The 20744-nt window shown below is 57.0% G+C and carries 24 protein-coding genes and 1 pseudogene; 19 read left to right on the top strand and 6 right to left on the bottom strand.

Features of this window, described 5'->3' with window-relative positions:
• Positions 1-68: 68 nt before the first annotated feature.
• The 8 genes from ACTJKZ_RS05345 (at position 69) to ACTJKZ_RS05310 (ending at position 7415) form a co-directional block, all read left to right on the top strand.
• On the top strand, positions 69-1085 hold the full coding sequence (locus tag ACTJKZ_RS05345) for a dipeptidase (protein WP_161732397.1): 1017 nt from the start codon (positions 69-71) through the stop codon (positions 1083-1085).
• A 143-nt stretch (positions 1086-1228) separates the two neighbouring features.
• On the top strand, positions 1229-1300 hold the full coding sequence (gene pqqA / locus ACTJKZ_RS05340) for a pyrroloquinoline quinone precursor peptide PqqA (protein ID WP_010245082.1): 72 nt from the start codon (positions 1229-1231) through the stop codon (positions 1298-1300).
• Positions 1301-1353: 53 nt separating this feature from the next.
• Positions 1354-2271 (top strand): pyrroloquinoline quinone biosynthesis protein PqqB, encoded by a 918-nt coding sequence (gene pqqB / locus ACTJKZ_RS05335; RefSeq protein WP_013357812.1) that lies wholly within the window; start codon positions 1354-1356, stop codon positions 2269-2271.
• Positions 2272-2274: 3 nt separating this feature from the next.
• Positions 2275-3030 (top strand): pyrroloquinoline-quinone synthase PqqC, encoded by a 756-nt coding sequence (gene pqqC, locus ACTJKZ_RS05330; protein WP_161732395.1) that lies wholly within the window; start codon positions 2275-2277, stop codon positions 3028-3030.
• A 3-nt stretch (positions 3031-3033) separates the two neighbouring features.
• Positions 3034-3312, top strand: coding sequence for a pyrroloquinoline quinone biosynthesis peptide chaperone PqqD (gene pqqD / locus ACTJKZ_RS05325; protein WP_161732393.1), 279 nt, complete (start codon positions 3034-3036; stop codon positions 3310-3312).
• Positions 3275-4441 carry a pyrroloquinoline quinone biosynthesis protein PqqE gene (gene pqqE, locus ACTJKZ_RS05320; RefSeq protein WP_161732391.1) on the top strand — a complete coding sequence of 389 codons (1167 nt, stop codon included), beginning with the start codon at positions 3275-3277 and terminating at the stop codon, positions 4439-4441. The genes pqqD and pqqE overlap by 38 nt, the downstream gene beginning before the upstream one ends.
• Entirely contained in the window at positions 4441-6714 is a 2274-nt protein-coding gene (gene pqqF / locus ACTJKZ_RS05315; RefSeq protein ID WP_440829334.1) for a pyrroloquinoline quinone biosynthesis protein PqqF, read from the top strand. The genes pqqE and pqqF overlap by 1 nt, the downstream gene beginning before the upstream one ends.
• Before the next feature lie 116 nt (positions 6715-6830).
• Positions 6831-7415, top strand: coding sequence for a YceI family protein (locus ACTJKZ_RS05310; protein WP_222924051.1), 585 nt, complete (start codon positions 6831-6833; stop codon positions 7413-7415).
• A 53-nt stretch (positions 7416-7468) separates the two neighbouring features.
• Here ACTJKZ_RS05310 and ACTJKZ_RS05305 read toward each other — a convergent pair whose 3' ends face one another.
• Positions 7469-8371 (bottom strand): pyridoxal-phosphate dependent enzyme, encoded by a 903-nt coding sequence (locus ACTJKZ_RS05305; RefSeq protein ID WP_440829333.1) that lies wholly within the window; start codon positions 8369-8371, stop codon positions 7469-7471.
• A gap of 577 nt (positions 8372-8948) precedes the next feature.
• Between ACTJKZ_RS05305 and ACTJKZ_RS05300 the strand changes: the two genes are divergently transcribed.
• The 8 genes from ACTJKZ_RS05300 (at position 8949) to ACTJKZ_RS05265 (ending at position 14294) form a co-directional block, all read left to right on the top strand.
• Positions 8949-9929 carry a 6-phosphofructokinase gene (locus ACTJKZ_RS05300; protein WP_260058163.1) on the top strand — a complete coding sequence of 327 codons (981 nt, stop codon included), beginning with the start codon at positions 8949-8951 and terminating at the stop codon, positions 9927-9929.
• Positions 9930-9938: 9 nt separating this feature from the next.
• Complete coding sequence (locus ACTJKZ_RS05295) at positions 9939-10253, top strand: PTS sugar transporter subunit IIB (protein WP_013357820.1); 315 nt, start codon at positions 9939-9941, stop codon at positions 10251-10253.
• Complete coding sequence (locus ACTJKZ_RS05290; RefSeq protein ID WP_253421870.1) at positions 10246-11613, top strand: PTS sugar transporter subunit IIC; 1368 nt, start codon at positions 10246-10248, stop codon at positions 11611-11613. Before ACTJKZ_RS05295 ends, ACTJKZ_RS05290 begins: the two co-directional genes overlap by 8 nt.
• Positions 11600-12442 carry a class II fructose-bisphosphate aldolase gene (locus tag ACTJKZ_RS05285; RefSeq protein WP_222924049.1) on the top strand — a complete coding sequence of 281 codons (843 nt, stop codon included), beginning with the start codon at positions 11600-11602 and terminating at the stop codon, positions 12440-12442. The genes ACTJKZ_RS05290 and ACTJKZ_RS05285 overlap by 14 nt, the downstream gene beginning before the upstream one ends.
• Positions 12443-12536: 94 nt before the next feature.
• Entirely contained in the window at positions 12537-12806 is a 270-nt protein-coding gene (locus tag ACTJKZ_RS05280) for a hypothetical protein (protein ID WP_222924048.1), read from the top strand.
• Positions 12807-12815: 9 nt separating this feature from the next.
• Positions 12816-13253, top strand: a complete 438-nt coding sequence (locus ACTJKZ_RS05275; RefSeq protein ID WP_033732648.1) for a PTS sugar transporter subunit IIA — start codon at positions 12816-12818, stop codon at positions 13251-13253.
• Positions 13250-13873, top strand: a complete 624-nt coding sequence (locus tag ACTJKZ_RS05270) for an AAA family ATPase (protein ID WP_161732373.1) — start codon at positions 13250-13252, stop codon at positions 13871-13873. Before ACTJKZ_RS05275 ends, ACTJKZ_RS05270 begins: the two co-directional genes overlap by 4 nt.
• Positions 13842-14294: a thiol-disulfide oxidoreductase DCC family protein gene (locus tag ACTJKZ_RS05265; protein WP_285085782.1), complete on the top strand. Its 453-nt coding sequence runs from the start codon at positions 13842-13844 to the stop codon at positions 14292-14294. Before ACTJKZ_RS05270 ends, ACTJKZ_RS05265 begins: the two co-directional genes overlap by 32 nt.
• On the opposite strand, the gene ACTJKZ_RS05260 is transcribed toward ACTJKZ_RS05265, so the two are convergent.
• Complete coding sequence (locus ACTJKZ_RS05260) at positions 14278-15219, bottom strand: quinone oxidoreductase family protein (RefSeq protein WP_285085781.1); 942 nt, start codon at positions 15217-15219, stop codon at positions 14278-14280. The two genes, ACTJKZ_RS05265 and ACTJKZ_RS05260, sit on opposite strands and share 17 nt — an antisense overlap.
• A 73-nt stretch (positions 15220-15292) precedes the next feature.
• Here ACTJKZ_RS05260 and ACTJKZ_RS05255 point away from each other — a divergent pair, with 73 nt between their 5' ends.
• Positions 15293-15787: a MarR family winged helix-turn-helix transcriptional regulator gene (locus ACTJKZ_RS05255; protein ID WP_260058170.1), complete on the top strand. Its 495-nt coding sequence runs from the start codon at positions 15293-15295 to the stop codon at positions 15785-15787.
• Positions 15788-15801: 14 nt separating this feature from the next.
• Entirely contained in the window at positions 15802-16701 is a 900-nt protein-coding gene (locus ACTJKZ_RS05250; protein ID WP_285085780.1) for a LysR family transcriptional regulator, read from the top strand.
• On the opposite strand, the gene ACTJKZ_RS05245 is transcribed toward ACTJKZ_RS05250, so the two are convergent.
• The 4 genes and pseudogenes from ACTJKZ_RS05245 to ACTJKZ_RS05230 all read right to left on the bottom strand — a co-directional run bounded on the left by ACTJKZ_RS05245 (position 16676) and on the right by ACTJKZ_RS05230 (position 19695).
• Positions 16676-17485, bottom strand: coding sequence for a substrate-binding domain-containing protein (locus ACTJKZ_RS05245; protein WP_440829332.1), 810 nt, complete (start codon positions 17483-17485; stop codon positions 16676-16678). The genes ACTJKZ_RS05250 and ACTJKZ_RS05245 overlap by 26 nt on opposite strands.
• A 10-nt stretch (positions 17486-17495) precedes the next feature.
• Complete coding sequence (locus tag ACTJKZ_RS05240) at positions 17496-18800, bottom strand: MFS transporter (RefSeq protein ID WP_405038435.1); 1305 nt, start codon at positions 18798-18800, stop codon at positions 17496-17498.
• 321 nt (positions 18801-19121) lie between these two features.
• Positions 19122-19379 (bottom strand): annotated as a pseudogene (locus ACTJKZ_RS05235) (amino acid-binding protein); the annotation flags it as partial.
• 1 nt (position 19380) lies between these two features.
• Complete coding sequence (locus ACTJKZ_RS05230; RefSeq protein WP_161732365.1) at positions 19381-19695, bottom strand: antibiotic biosynthesis monooxygenase family protein; 315 nt, start codon at positions 19693-19695, stop codon at positions 19381-19383.
• 144 nt (positions 19696-19839) lie between these two features.
• Here ACTJKZ_RS05230 and ACTJKZ_RS05225 point away from each other — a divergent pair, with 144 nt between their 5' ends.
• Positions 19840-20733 carry a dihydrodipicolinate synthase family protein gene (locus tag ACTJKZ_RS05225; protein WP_260058173.1) on the top strand — a complete coding sequence of 298 codons (894 nt, stop codon included), beginning with the start codon at positions 19840-19842 and terminating at the stop codon, positions 20731-20733.
• Positions 20734-20744 lie beyond the last annotated feature (11 nt).

The raw sequence follows: 20744 nt of genomic DNA, 5'->3' as shown, positions 1-20744 counted from the left end.
TGCGCTCTGGTTTGGTGAATCCGCCGGGCAGGGTTAGCATGGTCACCTGTTTATCCGGGTGAACACTTATGCTGATTTTTGACGGCCACAATGATCTCTTGCTTAACCTCTGGCTGCATCATCGCGATGCACCCGTGCAGGCGTTTTATCAGGGCATTGAACGGGGCCACCTCGACTATCCGCGCATTCAGCAGGGCGAGATGGGCGGCGGGCTGTTTGCGATTTTTGTGCCGCCGCAGGCGTACATTGCCAGCACTGTTCCGGCCCGCGCCGATGAGCCGTATGAACCGCTGCAAATCATGTGGCAGCAGCTCGATATCCTGAGGCAGCTGGCCGAGGCACCAGGCGGACGGGCGCGACTCTGCCTCAGCAGTGACGAGATTGCCGCCTGCCGCGCGGAAGGCGTGCTGGCGATGGTGGCGCACATTGAAGGTGCCGATGCGCTGGACGAAGAGGGCGAGCAGCTGCACGCCTTCTGGCAGGCGGGTGTGCGCAGTATCGGGCCATTCTGGAATCTGCGCAGCCGCTTTGGTGAAGGCGTCAGTGGCTCGTTTCCCGGCACGCCCGATACCGGGCCGGGGCTGACCGCCGTCGGTGAAAAGCTGATTCAGCAGGCGAGTAGCCTGAAGATGATGATCGACGTGTCGCACATGAATACCAATGCGTTCTGGGACACCGCCCGGCTTTCCCGTGCGCCGCTGGTCGCCAGCCACTCCAACGCGCACGCCCTCTGTCCACAGCCGCGCAATCTGACCGACGATCAACTGGTAGCGATCCGCGACAGCGGCGGTCTGGTTGGCATTAACTTTGGCAATGCGTTTCTGCGCGCCGATGGAAAACGCGACGCTGAAACGCCATTAACAGAAATTGTTAAGCATTGTGATCACCTGTTGAAGATAATGGGCAGCGACCATGTGGCCTTTGGCTCTGATTTCGACGGGATTACCCCTCCGGCCGCGCTGGGCGATGTCAGCGGAATGCCGCGATTGCTCGCCGCTTTTCAGGAAGCGGGCTATGATCAGAGACTGACAGAGAAGCTGGCATGGGGAAACTGGCAGCGGGTTTTACATCTGACCGGGCTGTGATAACAATTTCCTTATGTTCCGGGCTTGATCCCGACGCGCCATTGGCGCAACATCTGCCTGGAAATTGTGACGGTGTTCTCATTTAACAGCCGTCACGCCGATTTCAGACAGCACATTTACTGTTAACCAAGAGGAAGTAACTCATGTGGAAAAAACCAACTTTCGTTGATATGCGTCTCGGTCTGGAAGTGACTCTTTACATCTCCAACCGTTAATCGTTCTGCCCGCCCTCTGAGCGGGCATTTTTTTCAACTTCTGGTTGTCCTCTATGTTTATCAAAATCCTCGGCTCAGCCGCGGGTGGCGGGTTTCCACAGTGGAACTGTAACTGCGCCAACTGCCACGGCGTGCGAAATGGCACCATTCAGGCTCAGGCACGCACACAATCGTCGATTATCCTCAGTGATAACGGCGAAGACTGGGTGTTATGTAACGCGTCACCTGACATCGGCCAGCAGATCCTGCACACGCCAGAACTGACCCGCAAGGGCGTACTGCGCGGCACGGCGATCGGGGGAATTATCCTGACCGACAGCCAGATCGATCACACCACCGGGCTGCTGAGCCTGCGTGAGGGCTGCCCGCATCAGGTCTGGTGTACGCCGGAAGTGCATGCCGACCTCAGCACCGGCTTCCCGATCTTTCCGATGCTGACCCACTGGAACGGCGGTTTACAGCACCGGCCGATTGCGCCACTGACCCCGTTCAGCGTCGATGTCTGCACCGATTTGCAGTTCACCGCGATTCCTATTATCAGTAATGCACCGCCTTACTCGCCGTATCGCGACCGGCCGCTGCCCGGTCATAACGTGGCGCTGTTTATCGAAAACCGGGCGAATGGGCAGACGCTGCTCTACGCACCAGGTCTGGGCGAACCGGATGCGGTGATCCTGCCGTGGCTGCAAAAAGCGGATTGCCTGCTGATTGACGGCACCGTCTGGCAGGATGATGAACTGCTGACCACCGGGGTGGGTCACAACACCGGCAAGGCGATGGGGCATCTGGCGCTGGCGGAAGAACAAGGGCTGATGGCGCTGCTGGCGTCGCTGCCGGCAAAACGTAAAATTCTGATCCACATTAACAACACTAATCCGATCCTTAATGAGCAGTCACCCCAGCGTCAGTTTCTGACGGAGCAGGGAATAGAGGTGAGCTGGGACGGAATGGCGATCCACCTTCAGGGCTAAATCATGCAGATTACTGACACGCTGTCGCCGCAGGCTTTTGAACAGGCCCTGCGCGACAAAGGCGCTTTCTACCATATTCATCACCCGTATCACATCGCGATGCATAACGGTCAGGCCACGCGCGAGCAGATTCAGGGCTGGGTGGCGAACCGCTTCTATTACCAGACCACTATTCCGCTGAAAGATGCGGCGATCATGGCGAATTGCCCCGATCCGGCTACCCGCCGTAAATGGGTGCAGCGCATCCTTGACCACGACGGCAGTAACGGCGAAGAGGGCGGCATTGAGGCCTGGCTGCGGCTGGGCGAGGCGGTCGGGTTGACGCGCGAAGAATTATTGTCTGAGCAACATGTGCTGCCGGGCGTACGCTTTGCGGTCGATGCCTATATTAACTTCGCCCGCCGCGCTAACTGGCAGGAGGCGGCCTGCAGTTCACTTACCGAGCTGTTCGCCCCGCAGATCCACCAGTCACGACTCGACAGCTGGCCGCAGCACTATCCGTGGATCAAAGAAGAGGGCTACTTCTACTTCCGCAGCCGCCTGGGTCAGGCGAACCGCGATGTGGAGCATGGCCTGGCACTGGCGCTGGAGTACTTCACCACCGCCGAAACGCAGAATCGGATGCTGGAAATTTTGCAGTTTAAGCTCGATATTTTATGGAGCATGCTTGACGCCATGACCATGGCTTATGAGCTGAAACGTCCGCCTTATCACACCGTCACCGACAAGGCGGCGTGGCACACCACCCGACTGGTATAACAGATGAATGAAAACTCGATTGCCGCGTTTCGTCGCGGCTACCGCATGCAGTGGGAAGCTGCCCAGGATACCCATGTGGTGCTCTATCCCGAAGGCATGGCGAAGCTGAACGAAACCGCCGCCGCCATTCTTGAGCTGGTGGATGGCAAACAGGATATCGCCGCAATTATCGCAACGCTGGATAGCCGGTTCCCTGAGGCGGGCGGTGTGGGGCCGGACGTTTTAGAGTTCCTGCAGTCAGCCCATGAACAGAAGTGGATACAGTTCCGTGACCCCGCATAAACCTGGCGTGAATCCGCCGCTCTGGCTGCTGGCCGAGCTGACCTATCGCTGTCCGCTGCAGTGTCCCTACTGCTCCAACCCGCTGGATTTCGCACAGCAGGAGAAGGAGCTGACCACGGAACAGTGGATTGAGGTCTTTCGTCAGGCGCGCGCCATGGGCAGCGTCCAGCTCGGATTCTCCGGCGGCGAACCGCTGGTGCGTAAAGATCTGCCTGAGCTCATTAAAGCGGCGCGCGATCTCGGCTTCTACACCAACCTGATCACGTCGGGCATTGGCCTGACGGAGAAGAAGCTGGATGCGTTCAGCGAGGCCGGTCTGGATCATATCCAGATCAGCTTCCAGGCGAGTGACGAAACCCTGAATGCGGCGCTGGCCGGGTCGAAGAAAGCGTTTCAGCAGAAGCTGGAGATGGCGAAAGCGGTAAAAGCGCACGGCTATCCGATGGTGCTGAACTTTGTGCTGCATCGCCATAATATCGACCAGATTGACAGGATCATTGACCTCTGCATTGAGCTGGAAGCGGATGACGTTGAGCTGGCAACCTGTCAGTTCTACGGCTGGGCGCAGCTCAACCGCGAAGGCCTGCTGCCGACGCGTGAGCAGATCGCTCAGGCGGAAGCGGTGGTCAGGCGCTACCGCGAGCGGATGAGCACCACCGGCAATCTGACCAATCTGCTGTTTGTCACGCCGGATTACTACGAAGAGCGACCTAAACCCTGCATGGGTGGCTGGGGTGCCATTTTCCTCAGCGTCACACCAGAGGGCACCGCGCTGCCGTGCCACAGTGCGCGCCAGCTGCCGGTAGAATTTCCGTCGGTACTGACACAGCGCCTGGACGATATCTGGTACAACTCGTTCGGCTTCAACCGCTATCGTGGTTTTGACTGGATGCCGGAGCCGTGCCGCTCCTGTGATGAGAAAGAGAAAGATTTTGGTGGCTGTCGCTGTCAGGCGTTTATGCTGACCGGTAATGCTGACAACACCGATCCGGTCTGCAGCAAATCACCGCATCACGGCAAAATCCTTGAGGCCCGGCGTGAGGCGGATTGCAGCGACATTAAAATTGGTCAGCTGCAGTTCCGCAACCGCAGCAACTCGCAACTGATCTACAAAACCCGGAACCTCTGATGACCCCGCGCGGCCTGGTGATAAACGGTCTGATGGTTGAACTGGTGCATCAGGCTGATGCCAGCCAGGCCGCCGCCCTGATTCAGATAGGGGCAGGGAGTCACGACGAGCCGGATCGCTGGCCCGGACTGGCGCATCTGCTGGAGCATCTGCTGTTCACCGGCAGCACCGGCTGGCCCGATGAGGGCCGGCTGATGAGCTGGATCCAGACGCAGGGCGGCAGGGTTAATGCCACCACGCTGGCCCGGCGCAGCGCGTACTTCTTTGAGGCCACGCCGTCACTGCTGGCAGACGGTCTGGCAAGACTGCAGGATATGCTGGTCTCTCCGCTGCTTGATAATCAGGCGATTGCGCAGGAAGTGGCGGTCATCGACGCGGAATATCGGCTGTTACAGCGTCATGAGCCATCCCGCATCGAAGCGGCATTGCTGCACGCCGCAGCAACCCCCGCTGAATTTCAGCGCTTTCATATCGGCAGCCGGGCGAGCTTTGGCAATGAGCTGTCGGCGCTGCAACGGGCATTGCGCCAGTTTCACCAGCGCTACTACGTTGCCAGCAATATGCGGCTCTGGCTGCAGGGACCGCAGTCGCTGGATGCGCTGGAAGAACTGGCGCGTCAGTTTGCCGCCGCGCTGCCTGCCGGTCAGTGGCAGCAGGATCTGGCACCGCCGCAGCTCAACAGCGATATCTGCTGGCAGCTGGCAGAGACTGCCCAGGCAGCGTTATGGCGCACCTGGTTGCTGGATAACAGTGACGGTGTCACGTTATGGCGTGAATTTCTGTTGGATGAAGCGCCCGGCTCGCTGCTGGCTACTCTGCGTGAGCAGGGACTGGCGGAGGCGCTGGAGCTGAAATGGATTTATCAGGCTGAAGATGCGTGCTGGCTGGCGCTGGGTATCGAAACCAGCGAGCCTGCGAGGGTAAATCATCTGGTTAATGGTTACATCGATGCGCTGCGCCAGACGAATAATCAGCAACATCAGCACTATCATCAGCTTGCACATCACTACTTTGTGACGTTGTCACCACTGGAGCAATTGCGTCAGCGCGCTATCGGCTTCGCACCTGATGAAAGGCTGCCTGCGCTGCAGCCGTTGCTGAAGAAACTCACCCATGCGTCTGGCACCGTGCTGTGCTGTACGTCACAACCGGCAAGGGAACACATCGTCACGCAGGGCTTCACTCTGGCGTTGACGGCCTGTGAGCCAGCCCCGGATGAGACGCTGCCCGCTGCCCGTTTCACCTTCTATCCGCCCGACATCACTGCGACGCCTGCGCCGCTGCCCGCGCAGGCGGTGGCATTGCCGCATCATCAGTCAGATGACCCGCAGGCAACGCTTATCCTGCGACCGGAGTTCTGGTCAACCTTTACTGCGGAGACGGGAGAAACGCTGGGCCGGCGGTTGCGTCCGCTATTTGCGGCGCTGCGTCATCAGGGGGGGCACGGCAGCTGGCAGGAAACAGAGGGCGTGTGGCAACTGACGCTCCGCCTGACAAAGGATGAGGCGGTAACTGACCAGACGCTGAGCCAGATTGTCTCTGCCCTGACATTGCCGGTTGAGGCAAATCTGCCATCGCCTGTCGAAAGCATCGCTATCCGTGCGTTGCTGCGACAGTTGCCTTATCAGCTGGCAGCCAATGTTACGCCAGGGTGCTGGCGGGCGGCGCTGAAGGGCGGCAACGCCGCGCTGCATTCACGCATTGCCCGACGGCTGAGCGCGCTGTCGCTGCCGGTTAACCCGGACACGCCGCCCAAGCGTATGACCACGCAGACCGGCATGACGCGCCTTCCACACGCCAGTGCAGACAACGCGCTGCTGCTGTTTATTCCGCTACAGCGTCCTGAACAGCTGGCTGCATTGCGCGCACTGGCGCTCATCTACGAGCCACGCTTTTTCCAGCGCTACCGCGTTGAGCAGCCAATAGGTTACGTGGTCAGCAGCCGCTACATGCGCTGCGCTGATGAAGAGGGGGTGTTATTTGCGCTACAGTCGCCCGATTACAGTGCGCTGTCACTACTGCGCTACTGCCGTAACTTCCTGCGGTCACTGAACGAGACGCTGGCGGAATGTGATCTTGTGGCCCTGAAAGCGCGACTGCTGAGCCAGCAGGTTGAGCAGCCACTGGCCCTGCTACGCCGTGAAAATGGCCTGGCAGAACCGGACGCGACGCAGATTGCGGCGCTGACCCTTGCAGATTTACTGCAATTGCACCGCACGCTGATTCAGGATCGCCGCCGCTGGCGGGTGCTGTTTACCGGCGGGAATACGTAGTGACCGGTTTTAAGGTTGCTGAATTTATTTGAAAATTACCGACAAATCTCTTCACTGTCTATTCCGGGAAAACTGGACCACACTCAATTCACTTTTGTCCGCATAAGGAATTGACCGTGAAGAACTTCAAACGTATTGCACTGCCCCTGTTAGCCGCTGCTACCCTCTACGCTCCGTTATCTCAGGCTGAGGCGATGCACTACCAGCTGAACCCTGAGCATACGTCGGTAATTGTTGCCTGGAACCACTTTGGCTTCTCAAATCCTACCGCGGATATCCCGGACGCAACCGGTACTCTGGTGTTCGATAAAGATCATCCGGAGGCCTCACGCGTTGACGTGACCCTGCCAGTCAGCAAAATCGACAGCCACGTCGCGGCGCTGACCAAAGAGTTCAAAGGTACCGAATACTTCGACACCGCCAAATACCCGACAGCGACCTTCCACAGCACCAAAGTGGTGGCGAAGGGCGACAATAAATTTGACGTTGAAGGTAACCTGACCCTGAAAGGGATCACCAAACCGGTTACGCTGCACGCGACGCTGAACAAGCAGGGCGAGCATCCGATGGTCAAGAAGCAGGCGATTGGTTTTGACGCCACCGGCACCATCAAGCGTTCTGACTTCAAGCTGGACAAATATGTCCCTGCGGTAAGCGACGACGTTACGCTGACGCTGTCTACCGAAGCTTACGCGAAGTAATCAACGGATGGCGTAGCCCCTCTGGCTGCGCCATCGTTTTTCCCTTTAATTCGTCAGCTCTGCAGACTCTCCAGCGTGACAGACGCCCCGCCACAGACGATAACCAGCACGTCATCATCCGATTTAAAGCCGATTTTCCCGTCATACAGCATCGATAATGAGACGCCACAGGCTGGCTCTGTCAGAACACGATGATCGTCCAGGAAGCGGCGACAGGCATTCACAGCTTCATCATCGCTCACAACCTTTCCCCTGACATCTGCCCGGCGTGCCACGTTAAACGCATTTTCACACACCTGACTGGCTGCCAGCGTAGTGGCGATACCGCTGACCCGGTCCAGCGTGACCCGCTCCCCGGCTTCCAGCGCAGCGTTAAGCGACGCGGTTCCCTCAGTTTCAACCGCATAAATCGGGATATGGCTGAGCTGATGCTTTTCCAGACCCTGGGCAATGCCGGAGAGCAGACTGCCTCCGCCCACGGAGAGGATTACCGCATCGGGACGTAACCCTTCATCAATCACTTCATCGACCAGCGTACTGATACCGTCCCACAGTAGCGGATTGTCGAACGGATGGATGTAGATATGTTCCTGCGACGCCAGCGATAACGCGTACGCGTTGGCCTCACTCCAGACGCTGCCGTGTACGATCAGCCTGGCACCTTCCTGTTCGATAAGCTGTCTGGCGCGCGCCGGGGTCGTTTCAGGTACCACCACCGTGACCGGGAACCCCAGCCTGCGGCCGCTGTGCGCCACAGCAATACCCGCATTGCCGCCGGAGGAGCTGACAAACGCCTTAGCGCCCTGTGCAGCGTAGTACTGACAGATATAGCCTGCGCTTCTGAGCTTAAAGGATCCGGACGGCTGCGCCGATTCCATTTTCAGCCAGACGTTGCTGCCGCTGAGCTGACTCAGTGGCAGAGAGTGAATGAGAGGGGTACGGATAGCTATTTCCATGCGTCTGATCCTGGTTAAATGGGGTCACAGAGAACCGGTTTGTCGTCACGGTGAACGTCGGTTTTGCCGTGCGGAATAGCAGCGTCGGACGCAGAAGAGAAAGTCACCCCTCAGAAAAAGCGTGGAGGTTTTTCCTTAAAAATCATTATCGTCAGGCTACCTGTTCTGTCTACATAGAAAGGTTATACCGAAGAATACGACTTGTTCGCAACAGCGATGCTGAATCGGCTTGCAGATTTTCTTTTTGCATCTTAATTGCGGTTTCTGTTCTGTGAAACCGGGAAAAATGAGGTGAAAGTCACAAATCTGCAACGCCACGTGAATGACCGATTTTACCTCCTCCTGCTTTCTGGCCAGCTCACCCCCGTCATCCGCTAACCCAATGATTTATATCGATTCGCCTTAAGCGCAATAAGTAGGAATAGTGTGAGTTAAATCACAAATAAAGGAGTGTGAATTGCCCTGTCAATATTCCTGTCTGAGAAAAACCGCGCGTAACTGTGATCTCCTCTGCAAATAGCAACCCCGCTAACCGGAAGAATAACCTTCAGCAGAGTAAGCCAGCGAGGTGAGGGTGATGCGAATTGGAATGGTGATCAGTGGCGGTGACGTGACCGGCATTAATAATTTTGTCTTCCAGATTGGGCGTATGGCACAGGCGGAGATGGTGATATTTGATGGCGGTATTCCCGGCCTGCTGCAAAATCATCATCGTGAGATCAGCCAGCGCGATCTGCTCGACTTTTCCATCGCCTCTATTCCGGTTATGCAATCGGGACGCACTGAAAAGAAACTGGTGCGCAGCGAATATGAGTTAATTGCACGCCAGCTGAAAAGTGCCCGGATTGACATATTAATTATGGCGGGCGGAGACGGGTCGCTGCAATTTCTCCATACCCTGTCGGCGTATGGCGTAAATTGTTTCGGCGTCGGCATGACCATCGATAATGATGTTTTCGGCAGTGATTACACGCTGGGATTCTCCACCGCCTGCGAGCAGGTATTAAAAGAGGTGGCGAAACTGCGCAATACCGGCCGCGCCTTACCGGGCCGGGTTTTTATGCTGGAGTTGCTCGGTGGCTATTGCGGCGAATTAACGCTGCAATCCGCGATTAAATCTAACGCAGATATTGCGTTAATTCCGGAGTGCCAGATCCCGCTGCCACAACTGGCGCAGCGCATCACCGGGCGGCTGGCAGCGCAGAATAGCGTAGTCATCCTCTGTTCGGAAGGCTACACCCGTGAATATTCGCCCGGTTTTCAGGGGGCGATCGACACCTTAATCAAACAGCTTGAACCTCTCATTGGCGTGCGCATCCGTAAAACCATTATGGGTTACGGGCTGCGCAATGGTGATCCCACCTGCGAAGAGATCTTTCAGGGCACCATTATAGCCAGTGAAGTGGTGCGTTGTATTCAGTCAGGCATGCGGAATAAAGCGGTCATTATTAATGGCAGCAATAAACCAATCCCGATTGATTTAATAAGCATGCAAAAACGCCTGGTCGATATTGACGGGCACCATTACAAACTCGCTAAACAACTCAATATAGTGTGAGGAAAAACCATGCTGAAAATATTATGTGTCTGTGGTTGTGGATTAGGTTCCAGTTTTGCGATTGAGATGAGCGCAAAAGCGGTATTAAAAAAACTGGAGATTGAGGCCGATATCGATCACACCACCATTTCAGAAGCGAATGCCTTTAAGTCAGATATGATCCTGACGCAAAAAGCGTTTGCCGATGTTTTAAACGCCGACGCCAGTCCGGAGCAGATTAAACGGGTCATAATTCTTAACCGGCTCACCGATAAAGCGGAAATTGAGCAGAAGATCCTGGCCTTTTTAAAAGAACGCAATCAGAAGGTCGCCGCCCATGAATAGTGTGATCGACTTTCTGGTAAAAGATCTGCTGGGGCAGGCGTCGATTCTGATCGCCTTTATTGCCCTGATTGGTCTGCTGCTGCAAAAAAAATCGGCAGGCAAGGTGGTGGAAGGCACCTTTAAAACCCTGCTCGGCTTTTTAATTATGATGGCGGGTATCAATATTATTGTAGGCACCCTGACGTTCCTCAATACTATTTTTACCCATGGCTTTGGCATGCGCGGCTATATCACCGATGTGGCCGCCATTGCCGGGCTGGCTAACCGTGAGCTGGGGTCTGAAGTCGCGCTGACGCTGCTGGTGATCTTTATCGTCAATATCATCATCGCGCGACTGACGCCCTTTAAATACATCTTCCTGACCGGCCAGGCGTTGCTGTGGATGGCGACCATTGGCGCGGTGATCGGTTATAAAGCGGGGCTGACCGGGCTACCGCTGATCCTGACCGGCGGTATCTTTGGCGGAATCATGGCGGTCGTGATGCCCGCGCTGGCGCAGCCGGTGGTGCGGCGCATCACCGACTCTGACGATGTCGCCCTGGGTCATTTCTGCACCATCGGTTATCTGGTCACGGCGGCGGTCGCCAAAGTGGTTGGCAAAGGATCGCGCTCCACCGAAGACCTGAAGCTGCCCGATAACTTTAAGTTTCTGCAGGATACCTATCTGTCGATGGCGCTGGTGATGGTGCCGATGTACCTGATTCCCGCCGTGGCAGCCGGTCCGGCCTTCATTGCCCAGTACAGCAACGGCATGAACTACCTGATGTACGCCTTTATGCAGTCGATTCAGTTCGTGGCCGGGGTCTTCGTGCTCTACAGCGGTGTCCGTCTGCTGCTGAACGAGCTGGTGCCTGCCTTCCGGGGTATCGCGATGCGCGTCGTGCCGGATGCGAAACCGGCACTGGACTGTCCGGTGATGTTTCCGTACGCCCCGAACGCGGTGATCGTTGGCTTCCTTGCCACCACACTTGGTTCCATCGTCGGCATGCTGGTCTTCCCGATGTTGGGTCTGGCGATGATCCTGCCTGGCCTGCTGACCAACTTCTTTGCCGGTGGCACCGCCGGCGTATTTGGTAATGCCATGGGCGGACGGCGCGGCGCAATGATCGGCGGCTTCGTCCATGGACTCTTTATCACCATTCTGCCTGCCATCCTGGTGCCGATGCTGGAGAGCTACGGCTTTACCGGCGTCACCTTCAGTGACTCCGACGTGATCAGTACCGGCCTGGTGCTCGGCCATGCCTTCCAGAATAACTGGCTGTTCGTCGCCCTGTTTATTGCCTTTGTTACCGCGCTTGCCTGGTTTGTTAATGGCAAATCGACCAAACCTCAGGAGGAAAAAATCCATGAAACTTTATAACTTCGCCGATCTGTTACAGCTGGCCAAACAACGTGACTTTAAAGCGGTCGGTTCGTTTAATCTTCACTGTCTGGAGATGCTGCCCGCCTATTTTAAAGCGGCAGAGAAAACCAACAGTCCGTTAATGATTCAGATCTCTACAGGCACGGCGAAATATCTTGGCCACAAGCTGCTGGTTGATGCGATTAAATCGCTGTCAGAGAGTATGAATGTGCCGACCTGTCTGCATCTGGATCACTGTTCCGATTTAGCCGCGATTCAGACAGCGATTGATGCCGGATTCAGTTCTGTCATGTATGACGGCTCCCATCTGCCCATTGACGAGAATATTGCGAATACCCGCCGGGTCATCGATATGGCGCGGCCACACAATGTTTCGGTCGAGGCTGAGTTGGGTGCCATTGGTGGGTCGGAAGATGGTAAATGCGTAGAGATGGAGGCGATAGCGTTCACGCCCGTGGAAGATGCTCGCCGTTTCGTCGAAGAGACGGGCGTCGATATGCTGGCGATCTCTATCGGCACCGTACATGGCCTTTACACCGGTAAAGCGCATATTCAGCATCAGCGACTGGCGGATATTACGGCGGCAACGCATACGCCACTGGTGCTGCACGGCGGCACCGGCGTCAGCGATGAAGATATGCGGCTGGCGGTCAGCAGCGGGATTGAGAAGGTGAATGTCGGCACCGAAATGAACGTGCAGTGGGTAGCGCAGTGCAAATCGACCTTTGAAAAAGGCAAGGTCAATGACAGCGTGCGTAATTTCCTGGTACCGGCCAATGATGCAGTAACCAATGTACTGGTAGAGAAAATGCAGTTATTCCGGTAATGACACGTGCCGCCATCACCGGCTTAATGCGTTAACGATCTTTTATTCTCTGTTTATATTAGCCACCCCAATATTATGCGGGGCAGGAGAGCCTATGTTTGGATTCCTCAAAAAGTCTCAGGCTGCGGAACCACCCAGCGAGCAGCAGCAGGATCATCTGGCGGAATTAAGTCGCGAGAAAATAACGCAACTGGAGCAGCAGCTGGCGATTAATCCGCGTGATGGCGAAACGCAAAAACAATTAATGCTGGAATATAATCGTGCATTAAGCCTGTTTGCGAAAAGCCGTCGCTACCGCAATGAAATTGATGCGCTGTTTGTCAAAATCGATGAATTACGCAATGTGGTTCGCCAGTCGATTTAAGGAGAGCTGATGACGATTAAGCAGTTATTGCAAGAGGCAAACGCTATTCAGATTGGGATTGACGCCACGGACTGGCGTCAGGTTATCGCGCTGGCTGCCGAACCGCTGGTCAGCGGCGGTTATCTCGATGCCACCTATCCTGATGCCGTGATCGCCAATACGCTGGCCCATGGCGCTTATTATGTGTTCGAGGAGGGGATCGCCATTCCCCATGCGCGACCGGAAGCGGGGGTGATCCGCGACTGTTTCAGTCTGATCCTGCTGAATGAGCCGATCTCGTTTGAAGGCAGTGACAAGGCGGACATCGTGATTATGTTTGGCGCGCGCGACAGCAACGCGCATATCGAAGAGGGGATCCGCGCGATTGTGTCGCTGCTGGAGGATGAGGAGACGCTGGTCCGGTTACGTCAGGCCAGCAGCGTGGCGGAGGTTATCGACATTCTATGACGCAAAATACCCCCCTCAAACGCGTGGTGCTGGTTAACGGTATTCCGGCATCGGGTAAAAGCACCCTGACGCACGCGCTGTCACAACATTTTGGCTGGCCGGTGCTGACACTCGACAGCCTGAAAGAGCCGTTTATGCAGGTTTTTTCCCCAGTCGATCGCCAGCGCAACCGGCAACTGGGCTGCGCGGCTTATCAGGCGATCTGGAACATCGTCGACCAGGCACCCGCCAGTCAGATCTGGCTGATTGATGCCTGGTTTGGTTTTCAGCCGCGCGCGCTGCTGGAGCAGGGACTGAAACAGGCGGGTGTCGATGAGGCGCTCGAACTGTGGCTCAGGATTGAGCCGGAGGTGGCGGTGGCGCGCTATCAGGCGCGACTGTCGCAGCGGCTGCCAGGTCATCCGGGGGCTGAGTATCTGCCGGAGCTGCGCCAGCTGGCGCACCAGGCCAGTCCGATGGCGTTGGGGCCGGTGTGTGAAGTGGATGCCTGCGCTCAGGATCTCGCGGCCGTTATCCGCTGGCTGCACCAGCAACTGACCAGAACCCGCTACACTTCAGCTCATCATCAGATGAGTGAGGAGTTGCAGGATGTCGTTACCCCCGTATCTGCAAACCGGTGAAAGCGCCGTGCTCTATGACGGCGTCTGTAAACTATGTAACGGCTGGGTTCAGTTTCTGCTGCGTCACCATCTGGCGCGGCAGGTCCGTTTTGCCTCAGTACAGAGCGAGCAGGGCAAAGCGCTGTTGCGCTGGGCCGGTATGCCGGAAGATAACATCAGCACCATTGTCTACATTGACGGTAATCAGCACTGGCTGCGGGCGCAGGCGGTGTTCCGCGTGATGCAGCATTTGCCTGCCCCGTGGCGCGGGCTGGCGGTGCTGCGCCACTTTCCCGACGCGATCAGTAATTTTGCCTACGACCGCATCGCGTTAAACCGCTATAAGCTGTTTGGCCGCTACAGCAGCCAGCACGCGATCCAACCCGATTATCCGGGTCGATTTCTGCATAAGGTGGAGCCGTCCGTTACATCGGAAGGGTAAAGACCGTGCGGTAGCGGCTGTCGTCGCTCTGCCAGGCCTCAGCGACCTCACTGAGTGGCCGCGACTGGAAGGGGATGGAAAATCCATGTGACGCGGCAGCCTGCAGCATTTCCCCTATTGAGGCGATCAGCTCACGGTCTGGCACGCTGCCCAGCCCGCTTCCCATCAGCGTTAAGCCGGATGAACGCAGCAGTTTACTATGCAGAGAAATCTCCTGTCCGCTTAGCGAACCAATCTGGACAAAGCGAACCACCTTGTCACCACCGCGTACCGCCGCCGTCATGATCGCCAGTGCACTCTCACCCCACAGATAATCCAGCACCACATCAACGCCTTCCGCCATCAGAGAAGGAAGCTCTGCCGATAATGCATCCAGCGTCAGTATGATATCAGCACCCTCACTCTGTAGCTGTTCCAGAGTCTCCCGGTTACGGCCTGTGGCAATGATTCTGCCTGCGCCCAGCGCACGGGCAATGCGGATCGCCAGACGTCCCGAGGTGCCGGTGGCACCATTTATCAGCACGGTCTCGCCAGGACGCAGTGCCGCCCGACGGGTCAGCGCCGCCCAGGAGGACATGCCCGGATTCGCGAGAGCGGCAGCCAGTACCACATCCAGACCGGCAGGCAGTGGAATAATATGTTCACTGTTGACCACAGTTCGCTCGGCCATGCTGCCCGCCGCGGCGTTAAACGTCAGAAAATAGACCGGCTCGCCCGTGTCGAGATATCCGGTACCGTCAATGCCGGGAATAAAAGGATAGTGCGCCACAGAGCTGTAGTGGGTGCCTGCCGCGCGGGCCTTTGCCAGCTGGCTGAGTGCCGCAGCGTTGACCGTCACCCGCTGCTGATGCTCACCGGGCTGGTGTTCCGGCATGTCGCCGTAGTGGGGTTGTGCGCCTGCCTGCCCGATTATTGCTGCTTTCATTGTTTATCATCCTTCTGTTCAGGAGTTAATGGGTGTAAAGTACACACATTATTCCTGCCTCTGGATGGCGTCAATGAAAAGTGTGCAAAATACACATAAATACGATGCGCTGCATGATTGTCTGCTGACAATTGCGGGCGCGCTTAACCGGCCTCAGCGCGATATGGCGATGATTAAAGCGGCGGGTATTGAGCTGGATCGGGCACTGTTTCCACTGCTGGTTCAGGTCAGCCGGTTCGGGCCAATCGGCGTGGGCGAACTCGCCGATCGGGTGGGTCGTGATTACAGCACGGTCAGCCGTCAGGTAGCGAAATTAGAGGAGACCGGGCTGGTCGTGCGGCAGAAAAACCGTCAGGACAAAAGGATCAACGAAGCCGCAATTACTGCGGCTGGCAGGGCGATGACCGATAAAATCGATGCGCAACGGGTGCAGGTTTATCAGCGCATTTTCCTCCACTGGCCAGAGAGCGACCGCGAGATGCTGGAACAGCTGCTCAGCAAATTCGTTAGCGATTTCAGCCAGACAGAAGGCGATGAAAACGATGATGACAAGCCTGATGCGGTTTAGGGGAAGAGGAATGTATGCCGGTTAATTTCGATCTCAACGATCTCTACGCATTTCGCGCGCTGGTGGAGTTTGGCAATTTTCGTCTGGCGGCGGAATCGATCTGTCTCTCACAGTCCGCGCTGAGCCGCCGGATCGACAAGCTGGAAACTACGCTGGGGATCAAACTGTTTGAGCGGACCACGCGCCGCGTCACGCTGACGCTGAAGGGGCATGCGTTTGCTCAGCGCTCGGAAAAGCTGCTGGCTGATTTTGAAGAGGTGATGGCCGATCTCAGTGAAGTGAGCTTAGCCCGCACCGGTCTGATTACCGTGGCCTGCGTCCCGTCAGCCGCCTACTACTTTATGCCCAGCATCATCCGGCTGTTTCAGGCGCGCTATCCAAAAGTGCGGGTGAAGCTGATCGACAGCAGCGCGGCCAACGTCTATGACGCGGTGATTGGCGGGCAGGCCGACTTTGGCATCAGTTTTTCCAGCCGCTCGCAGCCGGATGTGCATTTTCAATCGCTGATGGATGACTCATACGTAGCGGCCTGTCGGCGTGACCACCCGATAGCAGGCAAAAAGAGTCTGAGCTGGCAGGCATTTTATCAGTATGAGTGGGTCGGGCTGGATAAAACCTCCGGCAATCGCAATCTGCTGGATCAGGCGTTGCAGGCGATCATGCCGGAGAAGCCCTGTGTCTGTGAAACCCGGCACGTGACCACCATGCTGGGGATGGTTGAGGCGGGGCTTGGCATTGCTGCCGTCCCCGCCATGTCGATGCCAGGCTACGATCACGCCCTGCTGATGGCGGTGCCGTTAACCGATCCGCAGGTGAAACGCACCGTGGGACTGCTGCGCAAGAATGGCCGGACGCTGTCGCATATCGCCAGCGAACTGGAGAATCTGATCATTGAACAGTATCAGCGACGTTAGCCGGTTTTGACGCCTTCACGCTGTGCAGGCCGCTGGCGTGCACGGCCTGCTGTGCCTCAGGCGAGGCGAGCCAGTGCAGCAGCTTCGCCGCCTCGTCGGGCTGCGCTGACCTGCGTACTACGGCACCGGCAAAGCGGGTGGTGTACTGCAGCGTGTCCGGCAGTTCGCCAATAAAAGTAACGCCTGATACCGGCAGCAGCTCACTGACCTGCTGAAAGCCGATGGCGTATTTACCGGCCGCGACCTCGGAGGCCACCGGAATGCGCTCAACCTTGACCGCCTTCGCTTTCACCTGATCCTCAATGCCCAGTCGGCTGAAGAGCTGACTGCTCACATATTTGCCACTGGCGCTGTCAGAGTAGGCGATAGAAGAGGCGTTCAGCAGGGTGGTACGCAGTGCGCTTTCGCTGCCGATTTTCACTGGCGTGGCACCCTGTTTGATCACCGCACCGATGCGCGAGTCCGCCAGCTCAACCCGTGAACCCGGCAGCGTCGCCCCCTTTTTTTGCAGATCGCTTAGCGCATCACCGACCATAATCACCACATCGGCCGGTTCACCGCGCGCCAGCCGCGCCGGAATGGCCTGTGGCGTCTTGCCCATTGACGGACCGGCAACCGTGTTAATGGTGATCCCTTCACGTTCGGCAAAGCGTGGCGAGAGCGTATCCCATGCCGCTTTAAATCCGCCGGAGATCATTACCGTCAGCTCTTTCGCCTGCGCCGTGGCGCTGCCCGCCACGCTGAACAGCAGGGCAGCGTACAGCGACATCGTTTTCAGTTTCATTTTCATTTCCTCAGCTAACGGTTTTATGGACAGGTGAGACGGCACTGCGGGTGCGGCGATAGAGATACAGTGTTGCGCCCAGTGCGCAGACAGCTGCGAAACTCATCCAGTAACCTGGCGAAGCTTTGTCGCCGGTCAGCTCGATCAGGCCGGTCGACATCACCGGGGTAAAGCCACCAAACAGCGCCGTTGCCAGGCTATAGGCCAGCGAGAAGCCCGCCACGCGCACTTCCGCTGGCATGATTTCGGTCAGTGCCGGGATCATCGCGCCGTTGTAGAGGCCATAAATCATTGAAAGCCACAGCAGCACGCCCAGCATCATGAAAAAGCCCGGTGCCGCCGCCAGCATGCTCAGGGCTGGATAGCTGGTGGCGATTGCCAGCAGGGTCATGGCAACCAGGACAGGTTTGCGGCCAAAGCGGTCGGAGATCGCGCCGCCAATCGGCAGCCAGATGAAGTTAGATACCGCCACCAGCAGCGTTACCAGCAGGCTGTCAGAGGCGCTCAGCAGCAGGACTTTCTTGCCAAAGGTCGGCGCGTAAACCGTAATCAGGTAAAACGCCGTGGTGGTCATCGCGACCATCAGCATCCCGGCAATCACCACCTGCCAGTTACTGAGCAGAATGCGGAACACCTGTTTCACATCAGGATGACTGCGACGATTGCTGAATTCCTGCGTCTCTTCCAGCTTGCGACGCAGCACGAAAATAAATGGCACAATCAGACAGCCAAACAGGAACGGAATGCGCCAGCCCCATTCGCGGATGGCACTCTCTTCCAGCACCGCGTTGAGGATAAAGCCCATCGCCGCCGCGACCATAATCGCGACCTGCTGACTGCCCGACTGCCAGCTCGTGTAGAAGCCTTTGCGGCCCGGCGTCGCGATCTCGGCCAGATAAACCGACACGCCGCCCAGCTCTGCTCCCGCGGAGAAACCCTGCAGCAGTCTGCCGATCAGCACCAGCAGCGGTGCCCACAGGCCAATACTCTGGTAAGAGGGGATCAGCACGATCATAAAGGTGCCTGCCGCCATGATGGAGAGCGTGACGATCAGCCCCTTGCGACGGCCAACCTTATCGATGTACGCCCCCAGCACCACTGCGCCAATCGGGCGCATCAGGAACCCTGCACCAAACACGGCAAAGGTCATCATCAGTGAGGCAAACTCACTGCTGGCCGGGAAGAAGGTATGGGCGATATAGGTGGCATAAAAACCGAACAGGAAGAAATCAAACTGTTCGAGGAAATTGCCAGAGGTCACACGAAAAATGGCGCCAATCCTGGCGCGGTGAGTCATGGGTGAGGTTGTCTGCATCAGTAACTCCAGTAAGGTATGACGCTTTTTGCCGCGCCTGTGACTGAAGAGTGGATCAGTGCCCGGCGCTAAATAAGTGCAAAAAGGACAATGATTAATGTGCGCACCGCATGATTTCATAGGGTTACTATTTAAAAGCATTTTGATTCATAAAGTTACAGAGACTGCCGATTTTGTCGGCGTGTTATCGGCTCTGAGGTGAGTTTGCGAAAATGTGACAGAATTCATAAGCCTGTTACGGGCAGATAAGGGGATTCCGGGCAGTGTGAAGCCGCCCGTGCAGAGTCTTGCGGCAAAGGGTCTCTGAACTCAGGCGAGCCATATCGCTCCAGGCTCGCCAGGACGCTGCTGCGGTAGCCTGCGAATCAACGGGACATTTACCGCCTCGACGGTGATCCGCTCCGCTTCCAGCACGGCACGCGCCCGTTCGCCTTCCGCAACCAGAAAATGGGCATGGCTCTGCGCACCAGACGAGAAGAGGCCGCCGCCTTCCAGGCCGATTCCATTACGGCCCAGCAGCGTGGCGAGACGGGAAAGGGTGCCTGGACTATTTTGCAGGATCACATGAATATCGAACATGTTAATTTACTCCCTGTTGTGAGGCATATTCTCTGACCAGCGCGGCGATATGAATGCGATAACCGGCAAAGAGGGTTTCACGGCCTTCACGCTGTGCGGCCTGGTGGCAGAGGTTATGTTTCCAGGCCTGCACCGCGGCGTCATCGCGCCACCAGGAGAGCGAGAGTATTTTTCTCTCATCACCCAGGCTCTGAAAGCGTTCAATAGAGATAAATCCATCACTGTCCTTTAACAGCGGTCTCAGGTCAGCGGCCAGTTGCAGATAACGCATCTGGTGTTCGGGGCGGGCTTCAGCTTCAAACAGTACGACAATCATCGCTATCTTCCTTCAGACGAGAGTAAAGAGGGTGATGGCGCAAAAATAGCGGGCGGAGCCAACCGATGCTTCGGCCCGTAACGAAATATGGCTGTGCGGACGAACGTCAGCCAGGCAACGCATTCTTACGATGGAGCAGATGATATGTTCAGCGGACTCAGTGCCTTTCCCCTTACTCCCTTTGCCGAGGGTAACCCCGATGAAGCGGCCTTTCTGCGGCTGCTGAGCAGGCTGACGGAGGCAAAAGTCGACTCCCTTGGTGTGCTGGGATCAACCGGCAGCTATGCGTATCTGACCCGCACGCAGCGCAGGCGCATCGCAACGCTGGCTGTGGAACATGCAGATTCGATTCCGGTGATGATCTGCGTGGGTGCGGTAAGCACCGACGAGGTGCTGGCGCTGGCGGAAGATGCGCAGCAGGCGGGTGCCGCCGCGCTATTACTGCCGCCACTGGGTTATCAGGCATTGAAAGAGGAGGAAGTGTTCACGCTCTATGAGACCGTAACGCGTTACGCCTCGGTGCCGATCTGCGTCTATGACAATCCGGGCACAACCCATTTTACGTTTTCGGATACGCTGCTGGGCCGTATCGCTGAACTGCCTGGTGTGGGTTCAGTGAAAATTCCGGGTGTACCGGCGGAGCAATCAGTAGCGAATGATCGCCTCATGCAACTGCGCGGCACGCTGCCTGCTTCCGTGTCGGTTGGCGTCAGCGGTGATGCCGCTGCCGCCAACGGATTGATTGCAGGCTGTGATGGCTGGTATTCGGTGTGCGGCGGGCTGTTTCCGCGCGTCGCAAAAGCGATGACCGATGCGGCAGCCGCAGGCGATTATGCGAGCGTCAGAGCGCAGTCCGATCGTCTTCAGCCATTGTGGGCACTGTTCCGCCATCACGGCGGCAGTTTCCGGGTGATCAGTGCCGCAGCAGGGCTGCTGGGGCTGACTGAACGCGACTGTGTACCGCGCCCGCTGTTGCCGCTTTCTGCTGCCGATTGTCGGGAGATTGCTGACGTGCTTGCCGCTCTCGGACTCTCCTGATATCAGAAGAC

The sequence above is a fragment of the Pantoea sp. 22096 genome (genome assembly GCF_052045955.1).
Lineage (GTDB): Bacteria > Pseudomonadota > Gammaproteobacteria > Enterobacterales > Enterobacteriaceae > Pantoea > Pantoea alfalfae.
The sequence above is the reverse complement of the archived record's forward strand: the minus strand, read 5'-3'. Positions and strand labels throughout refer to the sequence as shown.